At 61.5% G+C, this 15,911-nt stretch carries 15 protein-coding genes; 3 read left to right on the forward strand and 12 right to left on the reverse strand.

Going from position 1 to position 15,911, the window contains the following annotated elements; all coding sequences use genetic code 11:
* Positions 1–22: 22 nt before the first annotated feature.
* From pntB to fba, 3 genes are all read right to left on the reverse strand, one after another.
* Positions 23–1,441: a Re/Si-specific NAD(P)(+) transhydrogenase subunit beta gene (gene pntB, locus C8D04_RS12885; RefSeq protein ID WP_116006178.1), complete on the reverse strand. Its 1,419-nt coding sequence runs from the start codon at positions 1,439–1,441 to the stop codon at positions 23–25.
* An 18-nt stretch (positions 1,442–1,459) separates the two neighbouring features.
* Positions 1,460–3,067 carry a Re/Si-specific NAD(P)(+) transhydrogenase subunit alpha gene (locus tag C8D04_RS12890; protein WP_116005214.1) on the reverse strand — a complete coding sequence of 536 codons (1,608 nt, stop codon included), beginning with the start codon at positions 3,065–3,067 and terminating at the stop codon, positions 1,460–1,462.
* 245 nt (positions 3,068–3,312) lie between these two features.
* On the reverse strand, positions 3,313–4,377 hold the full coding sequence (fba, locus tag C8D04_RS12895; RefSeq protein WP_116005215.1) for a class II fructose-bisphosphate aldolase: 1,065 nt from the start codon (positions 4,375–4,377) through the stop codon (positions 3,313–3,315).
* Positions 4,378–4,590: 213 nt separating this feature from the next.
* Here fba and C8D04_RS12900 point away from each other — a divergent pair, with 213 nt between their 5' ends.
* A complete protein-coding gene (locus C8D04_RS12900; RefSeq protein ID WP_116005216.1) occupies positions 4,591–5,340 on the forward strand; it encodes a phosphatase PAP2 family protein in 750 nt (249 codons plus the stop codon).
* Between the two features lie 497 nt (positions 5,341–5,837).
* Here C8D04_RS12900 and pyk read toward each other — a convergent pair whose 3' ends face one another.
* From pyk to def, 9 genes are all read right to left on the reverse strand, one after another.
* On the reverse strand, positions 5,838–7,274 hold the full coding sequence (gene pyk / locus C8D04_RS12910) for a pyruvate kinase (protein WP_116005218.1): 1,437 nt from the start codon (positions 7,272–7,274) through the stop codon (positions 5,838–5,840).
* A gap of 168 nt (positions 7,275–7,442) precedes the next feature.
* A complete protein-coding gene (locus C8D04_RS12915) occupies positions 7,443–7,997 on the reverse strand; it encodes a FlgO family outer membrane protein (RefSeq protein WP_116005219.1) in 555 nt (184 codons plus the stop codon).
* Positions 7,994–8,680 (reverse strand): hypothetical protein, encoded by a 687-nt coding sequence (locus tag C8D04_RS12920; RefSeq protein WP_116005220.1) that lies wholly within the window; start codon positions 8,678–8,680, stop codon positions 7,994–7,996. The genes C8D04_RS12915 and C8D04_RS12920 overlap by 4 nt, the downstream gene beginning before the upstream one ends.
* Positions 8,681–8,860: 180 nt before the next feature.
* Positions 8,861–10,054 (reverse strand): phosphoglycerate kinase, encoded by a 1,194-nt coding sequence (locus C8D04_RS12925; RefSeq protein WP_116005221.1) that lies wholly within the window; start codon positions 10,052–10,054, stop codon positions 8,861–8,863.
* A gap of 87 nt (positions 10,055–10,141) precedes the next feature.
* The gene (locus C8D04_RS12930) at positions 10,142–10,477 is read right to left on the reverse strand and encodes an AzlD domain-containing protein (RefSeq protein WP_116005222.1); all 336 of its coding nucleotides are present in this window, start codon (positions 10,475–10,477) and stop codon (positions 10,142–10,144) included.
* Positions 10,474–11,214 carry an AzlC family ABC transporter permease gene (locus C8D04_RS12935; RefSeq protein ID WP_116006179.1) on the reverse strand — a complete coding sequence of 247 codons (741 nt, stop codon included), beginning with the start codon at positions 11,212–11,214 and terminating at the stop codon, positions 10,474–10,476. Before C8D04_RS12935 ends, C8D04_RS12930 begins: the two co-directional genes overlap by 4 nt.
* A gap of 59 nt (positions 11,215–11,273) precedes the next feature.
* A complete protein-coding gene (gene fmt, locus C8D04_RS12940) occupies positions 11,274–12,260 on the reverse strand; it encodes a methionyl-tRNA formyltransferase (protein ID WP_116005223.1) in 987 nt (328 codons plus the stop codon).
* 6 nt (positions 12,261–12,266) lie between these two features.
* Complete coding sequence (locus tag C8D04_RS12945) at positions 12,267–12,743, reverse strand: hypothetical protein (RefSeq protein WP_133243636.1); 477 nt, start codon at positions 12,741–12,743, stop codon at positions 12,267–12,269.
* Positions 12,743–13,252 (reverse strand): peptide deformylase, encoded by a 510-nt coding sequence (def, locus tag C8D04_RS12950; RefSeq protein WP_116005225.1) that lies wholly within the window; start codon positions 13,250–13,252, stop codon positions 12,743–12,745. Before def ends, C8D04_RS12945 begins: the two co-directional genes overlap by 1 nt.
* 201 nt (positions 13,253–13,453) lie before the next feature.
* Between def and C8D04_RS12955 the strand changes: the two genes are divergently transcribed.
* Both C8D04_RS12955 and dprA read left to right on the forward strand, forming a co-directional pair.
* Entirely contained in the window at positions 13,454–14,656 is a 1,203-nt protein-coding gene (locus tag C8D04_RS12955) for a LysM peptidoglycan-binding domain-containing protein (RefSeq protein WP_116006180.1), read from the forward strand.
* A 55-nt stretch (positions 14,657–14,711) separates the two neighbouring features.
* Entirely contained in the window at positions 14,712–15,878 is a 1,167-nt protein-coding gene (dprA, locus tag C8D04_RS12960; RefSeq protein ID WP_116005226.1) for a DNA-processing protein DprA, read from the forward strand.
* The last annotated feature ends 33 nt before the right edge of the window (positions 15,879–15,911 follow it).

The following is a 15,911-nucleotide window of genomic DNA, read 5'->3' on the forward strand; positions in this document are numbered from 1 at the left end:
CTGTCGCGGAAATTATGCCCTGTCAGCTCTTGAGCGCGACCAGCACCTCATCGAGCATTTTCTTGGCGTCGCCAAACAGCATGCGGTTGTTTTCCTTGTAGAAGAGCGGGTTGTCCACGCCCGCATAGCCCGAGGCCATGGAGCGCTTCATCACGATCGAGGTCTTGGCCTTCCACACTTCAAGTACAGGCATGCCGGCGATGGGGCTCGATGGGTCGTCCAGCGCGCTGGGATTCACGATGTCATTGGCACCGATGACCATGACGACGTCGGTGTCGGGGAAGTCATCGTTGATCTCGTCCATCTCCATCACGATGTCGTAGGGCACCTTGGCCTCGGCCAGCAGCACATTCATGTGGCCCGGCATGCGCCCGGCCACCGGATGAATGCCAAACCGCACATTCACGCCTTTTTCACGCAGATGCTTGGTGATCTCGAACACGGTGTGCTGGGCCTGCGCCACCGCCATACCGTAGCCCGGAACAATGACCACACTCTTGGCCTCGCGCAGCAGCTCCGCCGTTTCCACAGCGCTCACCGGTACCACCTCACCCGCAGGCTGCGCCGCATCGCCGGCACCTTTGGGGGCGGCGGCCACGGTGCCAAAGCCACCGGCAATCACGCTGAAGAAGCTGCGGTTCATGGCGTTGCACATGATGTACGACAAAATCGCACCGCTGGAACCCACCAGCGCTCCGGTGACGATCAGCAAATCGTTGCTCAGCATGAAGCCCGTAGCCGCTGCCGCCCAGCCTGAGTAGCTGTTGAGCATGGACACCACCACCGGCATGTCTGCACCGCCAATGGCCATCACCATGTGCACGCCAAACAGCAGAGCAACCACCGTCATCACAATCAACGGCAGCATGCCCGCCTCGGGCGTGGCGGCGTGCAAAAACTCGCTGCCAAAGTAGACCACCACCAGCAGGGCAATCAGGTTCAGTACATGGCGTCCGGGTAACAGCATGGGACTGCCGCCAATGCGGCCCGACAGCTTGCCAAACGCCACGATAGAGCCGGAGAACGTGATGGCACCAATGAAGATGCCAATGTAGATTTCCAGCGCATGGATGGCGTGTGCCGCACCCGTCAGGTCGGCCGAGGCGCTGGGATCCACAAAGGTGGCAAAACCCACCAGCATGGCCGCCAAACCCACCATGCTGTGCATCAAGGCCACCAGCTCGGGCATCTGCGTCATCTTCACCGTGCGCGCTGCATACAGGCCGATACTGGCGCCCACCAACACCGCGCCAATGATCCACGGAATACCGGCCAGAGTGACGCTGGGGCCAAACACGGTGGCCAGCACCGCCAGGGTCATGCCCACGATGCCGTAGAGGTTCCCGCGCAGTGCGGTAGCCTGGTTGGAGAGGCCGCCCAGACTCAAGATAAATAAAATCGTCGCCCCAATGTAGGCGACTGTTGCCAATTCAGTTGTGATGAACATGCATCGCCTCTCTTATTTGCGGAACATTGCCAGCATGCGCTGGGTCACGGCAAAGCCGCCAAACATATTGATCGCAGTGAGCACAATCCCCGCCGCTGCCAGCCAGGTAATGGCATCGTTGGGCCGGTTCACCGCCGCTGCCACGGGCGAGATTTGCACCAATGCACCAATGACGATGATGCTGCTGATGGCGTTGGTCACACTCATCAACGGGGTGTGCAAAGCGGGCTTGACGTTCCACACCACCATGTAGCCCACAAAGCACCCCAGCACAAACACGGTGAAGTGGCCCAGGAATTCTTTCGGGGCGTTGGCGCCAATCAGCCAAAACAGCAGCGCGCCAAAGACAAACAAGGCCGCGGCACTTTTGACGGAGGCTGGCTCCGCGCTTTGCCCATGGCCACCTTTGGCCTTCACAACCACCGCTGCAGCCGGCTTGGCGGGCGCTGCGGGCACGGCCACAGGCTTCAAGGCGGGTGCGGGCCAGGTGATGGCGCCATCCTTGGTGACCGTGAGGCCACGGATGGCATCGTCTTCCATGTTGACCACCGCCACGCCATCCTTGGCCTTGCACAATTCCTCCACCAGGCGCAGCAGGTTGGTGGCATACAGCGTGGACGACTGCTTGGCCAGGCGCGAAGCCAGGTCGGTGTAGCCGATGATGGTCACGCCGTGGCGCTCTACGGCTTCACCGGGCACGGTCAGCTCGCAGTTGCCGCCCTGCTCGGCGGCCATGTCCACGATCACGCTGCCGGGCTTCATCGACTGCACCATCTCGGCGGTGATGAGCTTGGGTGCGGGCTTGCCAGGGATCAGGGCCGTGGTAATGATGATGTCCGCGTCCTTGGCCTGGGTCGCATACATCTGGCGCTGCGCGGCCTGAAAGCCCTCGCTCATGACCTTGGCATAGCCGCCACCGCCCGCGCCGTCTTCTTCATAGTCGACCTTGACGAACTCGCCGCCCAGCGACTTGACCTGGTCGGCCACCTCGGCGCGCGTGTCGTTGGCGCGCACGATGGCACCCAGACTGGCCGCCGTACCGATGGCTGCCAGGCCCGCAACGCCCGCACCGGCAATGAACACCTTGGCCGGGGGCACCTTGCCTGCGGCCGTGATCTGGCCGTTGAAATAGCGACCGAAGGCATTGGCCGCTTCGATGACCGCACGATAGCCGCTCACACCCGCGGTCGATGTCAGTGCATCCATCTTCTGTGCGCGGCTCAGCGTGCGCGGCAGGCAGTCAATGGCCAGTACCGTGGCCTTCTTGGCCGTGAGCTGCTGCATCAATTCGGGGTTCTGCGCGGGCCAGACAAAGCCAATCAGCGTGCCGCCCTCACGCATCAGCGTCACTTCGTCACTGCTCGGCGGGCGCACCTTGAGTACGATGTCCGAAGCGGCCCACAGCGCGCTAGCATCGGGCAGCACCTCGGCACCGACAGCGCGGTAGGTGTCATCGCTGAAATGGGCCGCATCGCCCGCGCCGGATTCGACGGCGACCTTGAAGCCGAGTTTGACGAGTTTTTCCACCACGTCCGGCACAGTGGCTACGCGCTTTTCGCCGTGGAAGGTTTCCCTGGGCACGCCGATGCGCTGCACCGGTGGTGTTGGGCTTGTTTGCATGGATGGTCTCCTCCTAGTTTCGTAATCGTTGCACAAGCGCCCCGGCGGCTTGCATGCGCGATGGGCCGAGCCGGGAGAGGCTCCACTCCCAGCCCCGGCTCGCACGGGTTAACTGACCGCGAGCTTACATTAAGAATATTCAGGTTCTATCGCGTAACGGACATGTTCCTGTAGAGAAGAGCCCCCAATACAAAAACCGGCAGCACGAGGGCTGCCGGTTTGCACTGGATGAAAGCGCAGAAGTTTCAGCGGACCACCTGGGCCAATTCGCCCGCGGCGTATTTTTGCGCCATGACGCTCAGCGACGCCCCCTTGATCTTCGCGCCCTGACCCTCGCAGCCAAACTCGATGTAGCGCTGTTTGCAAATGGCCTTGGCCGCCTCGCGTGCGGGCTTGAGCCACTCGCGGGCGTCGAATTTTTCCGGGTTCTCTGCCATGAACTTGCGCACCGCGCCCGTCATGGCAAGGCGAATGTCGGTGTCAATGTTGATTTTGCGCACACCGAACTGGATGGCCTTCTGGATTTCCTCGACAGGCACGCCGTAGGTCTCCTTCATCTTGCCGCCGTACTGGTTGATGATTGCCAGCAGTTCTTGCGGCACGCTGGAGCTGCCGTGCATCACCAGATGGGTATTGGGAATACGGGCATTGATGGCCTGAACGCGGCTGATCGCCAGGATGTCGCCCGTGGGCTTGCGCGTGAATTTGTAGGCGCCATGGCTGGTGCCGATCGCAATGGCCAGCGCGTCGAGCTGGGTGGCCTTGACGAACAGAGCGGCTTCCTCAGGGTCTGTCAGCATCTGGCTATGGTCAAGCTTGCCCACTGCGCCCACGCCGTCTTCCTCGCCAGCCTCACCGGTTTCCAGCGAACCCAGGCAGCCGAGCTCTCCTTCAACCGTGACGCCCACCTTGTGCGCCATTGCGACGACCTTGCGCGTCACGTCCACGTTGTAGTCAAAGGACGACGGGGTCTTGCCGTCCTCCATCAACGAGCCGTCCATCATCACCGAGCCAAAACCCAGATCGATCGCACCCTGGCAGATGGCGGGTGATGTGCCATGGTCCTGGTGCATCACCAGCGGAATATGCGGGTACGCTTCGCAAGCCGCCTGGATCAAATGTTTGATGAAACTCTCGCCAGCATACTTGCGGGCACCGGCACTGGCCTGAAGAATCACCGGGGCACCCACCTCATCGGCGGCAGCCATGACGGCCTGGACCTGCTCCAGGTTGTTGACGTTGAAGGCAGGAATGCCATAGCCATTGCTGGCAGCATGATCAAGCAATTCGCGCATCGAGACGAGAGGCATGGTGTGAGGTCCATTCAAGTTTGAGAAGAGAAGCGCTTGGTAACCGCTTCGTAACTCTTGATTTTAGCCGCCTCTCCCCGCACAGCCGCAATCCATCGTTCGCTGGGCGGTGACTGGCGCGCCATCCGATAGGAACAGACCAGCCTGCGACATCCTGATGGCGCCGGCATCAAAGTTAAGGGGCGGTTAAGTGTGGCGCGATAACGTCACCCCATGCCCCAAGCCGCAACGACCGCACCCGCTACACGCTCTGACCACTTCCGCCTGCTGGCGTGGACCTTCACCGCATTGTTCTGCCTGATTGCATGGGACGCCTGGGGGCAGGATCGGGCACTCGCCCATGTTTTTGGATCAGCAACCGGATTTCCATTGCGCGACCACTGGTTCTTTGTGCAAGTCATGCACGAGGGACCGCGCCGACTCGCGTGGCTGATCGTGCTCGCGCTCGTGGTTTTCATCTGGCGCCCCATGGGTTTCTTGCGGCGCACTGAGCGTGCCGAGCGCGTACAACTGGCCCTGACCACATTGCTATCGCTGGCCGTGGTGACCGGTTTGAAATACGCAAGCACCACCAGTTGCCCCTGGGATCTGACCGAATTCGGCGGTGTGGCACGTTATGCCTCGCACTGGGCACTGGGCACCCTGGACGGCGGCGGTGGCAAATGCTTTCCGGCAGGCCACGCCTCGGCCGGCTTTGCTTTTATTGGCGGCTATTTCGCGCTGCGCCGTCGCCAGCCGCGTGCTGCACGCATCTGGCTGGCATGCGCTTTGACCGCAGGCTTGGCGTTGGGCGGAGCACAACAAGTTCGCGGAGCCCACTTCCTCAGTCATACCCTCTGGACGGGATGGCTTTGCTGGACCACAGGATGGCTGTGCGACATCGTGGCCCAAGCCCTGCAACGGCGTAGAACCGAAGACCAGAACCTTGCCAGTGCCGGAAAGGTCTTCGATGCTGTCACTTGATCTGGCCCTTTTTCAGGCACTCAATGCAAACCCTGAAACACCCGCGACAGTGATATGGATGGCACGTGCGGCCTCCCAGGGCGAAGCGATCGGCATGCTGGCTCTACTGGCGGTTTCTCTCCGGCGTCCGACGCTCTCCCCAGGACGAACGCTGCTACTGTGCCTGACAGCGCTGCTCATCACCTGGTGTGTTGTTCGGGGGATTCGCTTGTCGGTGCCTTTTCCAAGGCCGGCCGAGTTCGGACTTGGTCTCCAATGGGCTCCACAGGGGCATCGCCCCGGCTTCCCCAGCATGCACACAGCGGCGGCATTCGCCATGGCGGGAGTCCTTTTCTACACCGGTCGGCGCTCTGTTGCGTGGGTCGGGCTGATCTATGCTGGAGTCATCGCCTGGAGCCGTTTGTGCCTCGGCCTGCACTTTCCAACGGATGTGCTGGCGGGCGCTGTGACCGGAGTGGCCTGTACTGCGATTGCCGTACGACTTCTGCCGCTCCAGTTCAGATGGCTCGGCAAATTTTCAGCATATTGGTTCCGCCTGGCGCCCCCATGGGCTCGCCACAAGTGATGGCGTAGACATCCCCGCTGCTGACGATATTGCGTAATTTGAGTTGGCTCTCCGCCTGCTCAAGCGCCGTATCCCGGTCGGCGCTGGTGTCCATGAGCAGCGGGCGCACGTTGCGAAACAAAGCCATGCGCCGTTGCGTGGCGACCTTGGGCGTGAGTGCGTAGATGGGAATATGGATACGGTGACGACTCATCCAGAGCGCCGTAGAACCACTGTCCGTCATGGCAACGATAGCCTTGGCCCCCAGGTGGTGGGCAGTGAACAAGGCTCCCATGGCAATGGACTGGTCGATGCTGGAGAAGGCACGCCCCGAGAAATCGGCATCGAGTTGTGCATCTTCCGCTGATTCGGCAGCAGCACAAATCTTGGCCATTTCCAGCACGGTTTCCAGCGGGTACTTTCCTGCCGCCGTCTCGGCGCTGAGCATGACCGCATCGGTTCCATCAAGTACCGCATTGGCCACATCGCTAACTTCTGCCCGCGTGGGCACCGGGTTGGTGATCATGCTCTCCATCATCTGCGTGGCAGTAATGACCACCTTGTCCATGTCCCGTGCCATGCGGATCATTTTCTTCTGCAAGGCGGGCACGACGGCATTGCCCACTTCCACCGCCAAGTCGCCCCGGGCCACCATGATGCCGTCACTGGCTTTCAGAATTTCTTCCAGTCTTGGAATGGCTTCTGCACGTTCAATCTTGGCAATCAGACCTGGCTTATGCCGGTAGGGCGCTGCGGCAACATTGCACAACTGGCGCGCCATCTCCATGTCCGTCGCATTCTTCGGAAAACTCACTGCCACATAGTCCGCCTGAAAACTCATGGCAGTACGGATATCGTCCATGTCTTTGCCAGTCAATGCGGGAGCTGTCAAACCACCACCCTGCTTGTTGATACCCTTGTTGTTCGACAGCTCGCCACCGATTCGCACCGTGGTGTGCACGGCATCACCGCGCACTGCATCCACGGTAAGCACGATCAGCCCATCGTTGAGCAAAAGCACGTCTCCCACCCGGGTATCCCGCGGCAGTTCCTTGTAGTCCAGGCCAACACCGCTCAGATCGCCCAGCTCGGTGCGCGAAGCATCCAGCACGAAGGACGCGCCGCTCTCCAGCATCACGCGCCCCTCTGCAAATTTGCCTACCCGAATCTTGGGGCCCTGCAGGTCGGCCATGATGGCCACTTCACGCCCGGCCCGCTGGGCCGCTTCGCGCACCATTTGGGCCCGATCGATGTGGTCCTGGGCCGTACCATGGCTGAAATTCAAGCGCACGACGTTGACCCCTGCATTGATCATCTTTTCGAGGATGACGAGGTCACTGGACGCAGGACCCAGGGTGGCAACAATCTTGGTAGCACGGCGCAACGTCATGGAAAGCCTCTTTCGAATTTGTAATCAGGTTTCAATTTTTACATGGAAGCAGTTACATGCTCGCAACGAACTGCAGCAGCGGCCAGGCTATTGCACCATCAACGAAAAAGGCCGTCATCCGACGGCCTTTTGAGCAGTTTTCAGAACCCGGAACGGGCCCAGGAAAATTTAGCGTGGCACCTGCAGGAGGCGCTGAACATCGCGGTCGTTCGGCAGCGCGTAGTCATGTCCGCGCACGATGCGGCTGTCTTCTGTACGCACCAGCTTCAGGCTGACAAAGGTGAAATTGGCTGCCGCCGAGTAGGTGCCGACGAGCACCAGTGAGGCGTTCTGGTTGCGTGCAATGTCCTTGATCTCACGCGACAGCAGCAACTCGCCAGCGCCTTCCTTCACGAACACTTCGCCACGGAGCTTGATCTCCTTGACATTGAAACCCTTGCCCGCCATGACCGATGCGTACTGCTCGGACAAGGTACGGCCCAAAGGAGCGGAACGGCTCATGTCATTGACATTCACCACCGTAGCCACCAGCACAGGGCCGCTGCCCAGGGTGGACATATCGAAACCAGCCACAAGCTTGGTGATGGCCTCACCATTACTTTGCAGGAACAGGTTGCTGGCAGCCTCCTGGTAGGTGGGCTCCACACGCACCGGTGCAGTGTTGCTGGCGCAGCCTGCCAGCAGCGCGCCGGCGAGTACGGTCAAAAGTGCATACGATTTCATTGCGAGACCACCTTCATGTTGACGCTCTTGTACGAAGGACGCATGAACAAAGGCGTGTCTGCGTTCTCGAGGTAGTACACGTCTGTCTTGCGAACAATGTACTGACCGCCCCGGGTGACGGTGGTGGTGAGGATCATTTCCGTGTTGGTCGGGCCACCAGAATTGATGCTGGCGCCGTAATCGGCAGCGGCCGTGAGACCCAGCGCGGCCAGCAACTGCGCATCCAGATGGTGGTTGCGCAGACCGTAAGCGGCCATCACGCCGGCTGCGAGCATCGTGAACTGACCTGGAATGAAGTGGGGACGCTCACTGTTGTGGCGCACCAGCTGCGCATGGTAGGTCACATCCAGCGTCTGCCCGGGCATTTGCTGCACCGGGGCACCGCTTTGCACCAGTTTGGTGATCAGGAAATCGCGGAATGCCAGATCGAACGAACTGGGGTTGGCGGGCAGCGCCACGTGCAACTGCGAGCCAGGAGCCACACCGGCCTTGTCGAGGGTGGCCAAGGTTTGCGCCACCACATCACGCGACACCAGTTCCCAATGGCCGGCCGAGCGCACCTTTGGTTGCACTGTCAACTCGAAATTCTCAGCGAGGGGAATGGGCGCCCTCGTTGCGCAACCCACCAGAGTTGCCACAGCGCCAGCCAGCACGGCCAGGCTGATTGCCTTTGAAAACACCATGATTTCCCTCCTACGGATTTGAATGGCACGGCAACACAAAATGTTGACCCGCACGACTGAAAATTATTTTGGGCGCTATCCTCAACAAAAACAAGAAAAAGATGCGCTAACTAGGCCGGAGTGCAGACGCTTTGTTGTTTTTGTCACAGTCTGCAGTTTTCCCACCCTGCATCAGCCGATTCAATTTGAAGCGCGTTTTTCAAGAATTTCGAACGCAGGCAAGGTCTTACCTTCCAGCACTTCCAGAAACGCGCCACCTCCGGTAGAGATATATCCCACCTTGCTCTCGATACCATATTTGGCAATGGCAGCCAGCGTATCGCCGCCCCCGGCAATACTGAATGCAGGGGATTCTGCAATGGCATTCGCAATGGTGCGCGTGCCATTTTCAAAAGCGGCGAACTCAAACACGCCCACGGGCCCATTCCAGACAATCGTGCCAGCCGACTTGAGTTGCGCGGCCAGTCGGCGCGCCGTCTCCGGGCCAATGTCCAGGATCAGGTCATCCTCGGCCACATCGGCCGCAGCTTTGGTGACGGCGATCGCATCGGCTGCAAAGGTCTTGGCCGTGACAACATCGGTAGGAATCGGCACTTCGGCGCCACGCGCCTTCATGGCCGAGATCACTGCGCGGGCCTCCTCCACCAGGCTGGGCTCAGCCAGGCTTTTGCCGATAGGCAGGCCTGCAGCGAGCATGAAGGTATTGGCAATGCCGCCGCCCACGATCAGTTGATCGACGTTGCGGGACAGGCTTTGCAGAATGCTGAGCTTGGTGGACACCTTGGAGCCTGCCACGATAGCCACCAGTGGGCGCCGGGGCTTCGCTAACGCCTGGGTAATGGCGTCAATCTCGGCGGCCAGCAGCGGGCCTGCGCAGGCTATCGGCGCGTACTGGGCGATACCGTAGGTTGTGCCTTCGGCGCGGTGGGCCGTGCCAAAAGCGTCATTCACAAAGATGTCGCACAGGGCCGCCAACTTGCGCGCCAGAGGTTCGGCGTTTTTTTTCTCACCCACATTAATGCGGCAGTTTTCCAGCAATACCACCTGGCCCGGCTGAACCTGCACACCGTCGACCCAGTCGCGCAGCAACGGTACCTCACGCCCCAGCAGACTTGCCAGGCGCGCGGCCACCGGTGCAAGGGAGTCTTCGGGCTTGAAGTCCCCTTCGGTCGGGCGCCCCAGGTGGCTGGTCACCATGACGGCGGCACCGGCGTCCAGCGCCATCTGGATACAGGGCACCGAGGCGCGAATGCGCGTGTCCTCTGTGATGGCGCCTTGGCCATCCAGCGGCACGTTCAGGTCGGCACGAATGAAAACGCGCTGGCCACGGACTCGGCCTTGGGCGCACAGATCGGAAAAGCGAAGAATGTTCATGGGGCAAATAGGTCAGCGGGCCACTCCTGCGGCGAAGCGGCCATTGTAGGCACCCACAATCCCAACCCATCGACCTGCGCAGGGTGGCTACCAGCCCAGCCCGATGTGCAGCGGCAGATAGACCAGCATACCCACGACGATGGTGCCCAGAATTCCGCGCCGCCAGAAGTAGTAGCCGGTTGCGCACAGCACGGCCGGCAGGCGTGCATCTTGCAACGTGCCGATCAGTGCACCCTGCGCCATGAAGATCTCTGGAGCGATCACCGCCGTGAGTGCGGCCAGCGGCGCGTATTTCAGGCCGCGTCGCAGCCAGTCTGGCATGGGAATTTCACGCTCTGGGATCATGAAAAATGCGCGCGCCAGCACCGTAATCAGCGCCAGTCCCGCAATGGCCAGCAAGGCCTGGATCGTGTCCGCGCTCATGCAGCCCCATCCCTTCGGGGAGGCGACGCACCGTCGACGGAGGACTCCAAGGATTCAGCTGCGTTTTCGTGGATCTTTCTGTTGCGTTGGCGTTGCTGCTCCACGGCCTCCATCAGCAGGCCTGCAGCCACGGCGGCGGCGATGGCCACCAGGATGTTGAGCTTGAGTGGCAAAGCGAAAGCCGCCACGGCCGCCGTCCCGGCGACCGCTGTGGCCAGCCAGGTGGCGCGATCGAACAACAACGACAACAGCACACCCAACAGGGCCAGTACCCCGGCAAAGCCCAGCCCCCAGGAAAGCGGTATGGCATTGGCCAGCACAATGCCCGCGACCGATGGCACTTGCCAGGCCAGCCAGTTGACGGAAGCCGCGCCCCAGAAAAACGGCACCTGTTCGGGCACGGGCCGGGGTTCGGGAAAGCGCTTCATGAAGGCCACGAAGATCACGTCTCCGCTGAAATACCCGATGGCCAGCCGCTGGCGCAAAGGCAAATACTGGAAGTAGCTGCGCCACATGCTGCTGAAAATGACAAAACGCAGATTGACACAGGCTGCGGTCAGCCACACCACCCACAGCGGCGCACCTACGGCCAGCAGCGGGAGCACCGCCAACTGGGCGCTGCCGGCGTACACCAGAATCGACATCAGCAGCGCGACCGGCACCGACATGCCACTCTTGACCATGGCAACGCCCGTCACCAAACCCCAGGCCCCCACGCCTACACCCGTGCCCAACATGTCGGTCACGCCCTGGCGAAAGGACGGATGGCGCACCGTGACGCCAACCGCGCGCCAAGTCACCCGCCGCTCCCGGTCTGTGCAGACGGGCCCAGCACCATGCCCGGCAGCAAGGGAAATCCCCGCACAAAATCGGCGGCTGCCAAACGTTTTCCGCCGGCGCGCTGCAGCACCGTCAAGCGCAGGGCACCTTCACCACAGGCAACCGTGATACCTTGAGAATTTACAGATAAAATCTGGCCGCAACGCTTATCTGTCAAGCGCTGGAAGCTATCAATTTCATAATCAACCAATTTAATGAGCTCACCATCCAAGGTCGTGCTCGCGCCGGGAAATGGCGTCAGCGCACGAATGTGACGGCCAATCGCCTCGGCTGGTTGCGTCCAGTCCACGCTGCTCTCCGCCTTATCGATCTTGTGGGCATAAGTCACGCCTTCGACCGGTTGCGGCACGCGATGCAGGTCGGCACCTTGCATCTGCACCAACGCCTGGACAATGAGGCGCCCGCCTTGTTCGGCCAGCCGGTCGTGCAGGGTAGCGGTCGTGTCCGTGGACAAGATGGGCATGGTCTCGCTCAGCAGCATGTCACCAGTGTCCAGGCCCGCGTCCATTTGCATGATGGTCACGCCCGTCTGCGCATCACCCGCCTCGATGGCACGGTGGATGGGAGCGGCACCACGCCATCGCGGCAAAAGGCTGGCGTGGATATTCAGGCACCCTCGGGCTGGCAGATCCAGTACCCACTGCGGCAAGATCAGGCCATAAGCGGCCACCACCATCACATCCGCCCGGACGGCCTCCAAAACGGATTGGGCACGCGCCGCATCCTCCGGAAACTTGCCGTCCAAACGCAGGCTGCGTGGCTGCTCGACCGCGATGCCCTGCTCCAGTGCATATTGCTTGACCGGCGACGCTTGTAACTTCAGCCCGCGCCCGGCGGGGCGATCTGGTTGCGTCAACACCAGGGGCACACTGAAGCCTGCCTGCACCAGCGCCTGCAATGCAACACGGGCAAACTCCGGCGTACCGGCGAAAACAATGTTCATTGCAACCTAGCGGTAACGCTCGTCGGCCGCCGGATCATCGGCAAAATCGACCCGCTGCACGACGCCCGCAGCGTCCAGGGAGATGCGCGCCCGCCGATGCACGCCATAGGACACGAAAAAGTAGGTCCAGACGCTGCCCTGCTCGCCGTCCGCCGCGCGGCGGTTGGGGGGGCCGAAAGTCTGCTGTACATCGGCCGCGCGCCACTGACCCACCGCGATGGCCCCTAGCCGCGGCTCCGTGAGCACCGACTCCATGCTGATCAATTTCCCCGAGGTATCGAAGTCCAGGCTTTGCACCTGTCCGGGCTGCGGACGGTACAGCAAACGCTGGCCTTTGGCCAACTGGTAGGCGGCAAAGGGTTCACCTTGGCGAGCCACGACTTCATCGACCGTGGCACCCAGGCGCACGGCCCCGGACGTGGCACAAGCGGTCACCAGCAGGGCTAAAACCAGCGCTGCCCATCCTGCGAGAAGACGGCGCATCATTCACGCTCCTCGCGCTGGCGCTTGAGCATCTTGGATTTAATGCGATTGCGTTTAAGCGGCGACAAGTATTCGACGAAGACCTTGCCCAGCAGATGATCGAGCTCATGCTGGATGCAGACGGCGAGCAAATCGCTGGCCTCAATGGTGCGTAGCGCTCCCTGGGCATCCAAGGCCTGTACGTGCACCGCATCCGCGCGCTCTACGCCGTCGTAAATGCCCGGCACGGACAAACAACCTTCGTCGCCCCGGTGCCTCTCCGGGCTGTACCAGACAATTTCAGGGTTGATCAACACCAGCGGCGTATTACGCTCCTCGGACACATCAATCACAACGACCCGCTCATGGACGTCGACCTGGGTCGCCGCCAGACCGATGCCATGGGCGTCATACATGGTCTCCAACATGTCCGAGACGAGCTGGCGGACACGGTCATCCACCTGCTGCACGGGCTTTGCCACAAGGTGCAGACGGGGATCGGGATAACAAAGAATGGGAAGAATTGCCATGAGCACGCTAGAAATATGTCGCTATTTTCGCCACTTTTTTGGGTCTGCGCAGCAGTCATACCCAATAATCATTGCCGAATCAAGGGCTTGAGCAGAGAATCTCAGTTGATTTGTAATGTATTTTGCCGCGTGCGCCCCTCCCTGGGTTGCACAGCGGCGCCAGCGAGGGGGCCTTCAGCAATGCAAGAAAACAGGAACGACATGGCGGCAATCACCAGTGTGCGACGGGCAACAGCAGGCGCAGTCGCTTTCCTCTGCGCAGCCTTGGTCGCCTCCGTGGCCCAGGCACAGAGCCAACCCATCACGGCCAGCCAGCGCAGCACTGCTGCGCAGGTTGCACAGCAGGGCGTGCCACTGACCGAACTCGCGCCCGATGCGCCCGACACCTACGTGGTCAAGCGTGGCGACACCCTCTGGGCAATCTCCGGCATGTACCTCAAACGCCCCTGGCGCTGGCCAGAGCTGTGGGGCATGAACCTGCAGGCCATTCACAATCCCCACCTGATTTTCCCGGGCCAGACTCTGTACTTGGACAAGACAGGCGGCGTTGCCCGCCTGCGCACCACAGCGTCCGGCGCGCCGGAAACCGTGCGCGTGTCTCCACGCACACGCTCGGACAGCCTTTCGGATACGGCGCTGCCCACCCTCAAACCCCACCTGATCGAACCTTTCCTGGCCGAACCTCTGGTGGTCGATGCGGAGACCCTGAAGCAGGCGCCGCGCATTGTGGGCACCTTTGAAGAGCGTGTACTGATGAGCACCGGTGACCGCATCTATGCACGGGGAGACGCCGCCAACCCACTGCGCACCGATCCGGGTGAGCCACGCCAGTTCCGCGTATTCCGCGACGCTGTCGCACTGAAAGACCCGCAGACCGGCGACATCCTCGGCTATGAAGCGCAGTACCTGGGCCAGGCGGTGCTGGTGCGAGGCGAAACATTTGAGGACAGCTCCAACGGCAAGGGCGGCATGATTTCCGAGTACGTGCCTGCGTCCCTGGACATCACGGGCATCAAGGAAGAAATCCGTACGGGCGACCGCCTGTTGCCTGCCCCCCCTCGCATGTTCACCAGCTACATCCCGCACGCACCACAACTCGACCTGGATGCCCGCGTGGTGTCGATCTACGGCAGCTCAGCCATGGCCAATGCCGCACAGAACGACGTGGTGGCCATCAACCTGGGCGAGCAGGATGGCATCGAAGTCGGCCATGTGCTCAGCCTGATGACCAAAGGCAACCGCATCCGTGACGTGAACGACGGCGTGCGCACCGATATCAAGCTCCCAAGCGAACGCAACGGCATGGCCATGGTGTTCCGCACGTTCAATCGCGTCTCGTACGCGCTCATCCTGGATGTCAATGTTCCGGTGCGCGTAGGCGATCGCTTGGTCAACCCCGACTAAGTAGCAGCCAGGGCGATCGTCTGATCGCCCCAGACCAGAGAAACCGAGCCTCGGCATGGATCGCGACGAACTCGCTGCATGGCTGCGGCTGTCTTTGACTCCGGGCGTCGGAAACCTGTCTGCCCGGCGTTTACTGGCAGCCTTTGGCCTGCCTGCGAATATTTTTAACCAATCGGCACAGGCCCTGCAGACTTGCTGTAGCGCAGCACAGGCCAAAGCGTTGCAGACAGCGCCTTCAGGCTGGGCGCCCTTGCTGGACGCTACCTGGACCTGGCTCCAGGCAGTCGATCAACCCGACGCTCCAGCACGAGCCATTGCCCCTCTGGGTGATCCACTGTATCCCCCGGCACTGCTCCAGACCGAAGATCCGCCTTTGATGCTGTACATCATGGGGCCCGCACGTTTTCTGCAGCCCTCTGTTTTGCGACACATGCGCTGCCTGGCCATGGTCGGAAGCCGCAACCCGACACCACAAGGACAGGAAAACGCCCGGCAATTCGCCCACACGCTGCGGGCCGCCGGACTGACGATTGTGTCGGGGCTCGCTCTGGGCATCGACGCTGCCGCGCATGAAGGCGCGCTCACCGCTGCCACGGAGGACGACACGACGCCTGCCACCATCGCCGTGGTGGGCACCGGCCTGGACCGCGTCTACCCCAGACAGCACCTCGATCTGGCCCGCAAAATCGCCAGGCGAGGGCTGCTGGTGAGTGAATACCCGCTTGGCACACCACCATTGGCGGCCAATTTCCCCAAGCGCAACCGCATCATTTCCGGTATTGCGCAGGGAACCTTGGTCGTCGAAGCTGCGCCCGCATCAGGGTCGCTGATCACCGCCCGTCTGGCCAGCGAGCAAGGCCGTGAAGTGTTTGCCATTCCAGGATCCATCCACTCGGTCCAGTCACGGGGCTGCCATGCACTCATCCGCCAGGGCGCCAAACTGGTGGAACTGGCGCAGGATGTGCTGGAAGAGTTGCCATGGCCCGCGGAGGTGGCAAGGCCGCCAGAGACACCGCAGTCTACCTCCTGCCCAGAGGAGCCTGGTGCCGAGTGCCATACCCTGCTCACCGCCATGGGGTTTGACCCCATCGGTATGGACGCCTTGCAGGCCCGCACCGGGCTTGACACAGCCACCTTGCAGGTACAACTCTTGGACATGGAGCTCGCAGGGGCTGTATCACGCCTTCCTGGCGGTCTGTTTCAGCGTATGGGCCGGGCCTGAGCCGACAAGCGGCTTGCAACCTCGCCTGTTGCG

Source organism: Simplicispira sp. 125 (genome assembly GCF_003096555.1).
Classification (GTDB): Bacteria; Pseudomonadota; Gammaproteobacteria; order Burkholderiales; family Burkholderiaceae_C; genus Simplicispira.

Bases quoted from the DNA above. Each gene is read 5' to 3' on its own strand.
- C8D04_RS12890 (WP_116005214.1), bottom strand. From the start codon at position 3,067: ATGCAAACAAGCCCAACACCACCGGTGCAGCGCATCGGCGTGCCCAGG.
- fba (WP_116005215.1), bottom strand. From the start codon at position 4,377: ATGCCTCTCGTCTCGATGCGCGAATTGCTTGATCATGCTGCCAGCAAT.
- C8D04_RS12900 (WP_116005216.1), top strand. From the start codon at position 4,591: ATGCCCCAAGCCGCAACGACCGCACCCGCTACACGCTCTGACCACTTC.
- pyk (WP_116005218.1), bottom strand. From the start codon at position 7,274: ATGACGTTGCGCCGTGCTACCAAGATTGTTGCCACCCTGGGTCCTGCG.
- C8D04_RS12915 (WP_116005219.1), bottom strand. From the start codon at position 7,997: ATGAAATCGTATGCACTTTTGACCGTACTCGCCGGCGCGCTGCTGGCA.
- C8D04_RS12920 (WP_116005220.1), bottom strand. From the start codon at position 8,680: ATGGTGTTTTCAAAGGCAATCAGCCTGGCCGTGCTGGCTGGCGCTGTG.
- C8D04_RS12925 (WP_116005221.1), bottom strand. From the start codon at position 10,054: ATGAACATTCTTCGCTTTTCCGATCTGTGCGCCCAAGGCCGAGTCCGT.
- C8D04_RS12930 (WP_116005222.1), bottom strand. From the start codon at position 10,477: ATGAGCGCGGACACGATCCAGGCCTTGCTGGCCATTGCGGGACTGGCG.
- C8D04_RS12935 (WP_116006179.1), bottom strand. From the start codon at position 11,214: ATGTTGGGCACGGGTGTAGGCGTGGGGGCCTGGGGTTTGGTGACGGGC.
- fmt (WP_116005223.1), bottom strand. From the start codon at position 12,260: ATGAACATTGTTTTCGCCGGTACGCCGGAGTTTGCCCGTGTTGCATTG.
- C8D04_RS12945 (WP_133243636.1), bottom strand. From the start codon at position 12,743: ATGCGCCGTCTTCTCGCAGGATGGGCAGCGCTGGTTTTAGCCCTGCTG.
- def (WP_116005225.1), bottom strand. From the start codon at position 13,252: ATGGCAATTCTTCCCATTCTTTGTTATCCCGATCCCCGTCTGCACCTT.
- C8D04_RS12955 (WP_116006180.1), top strand. From the start codon at position 13,454: ATGGCGGCAATCACCAGTGTGCGACGGGCAACAGCAGGCGCAGTCGCT.
- dprA (WP_116005226.1), top strand. From the start codon at position 14,712: ATGGATCGCGACGAACTCGCTGCATGGCTGCGGCTGTCTTTGACTCCG.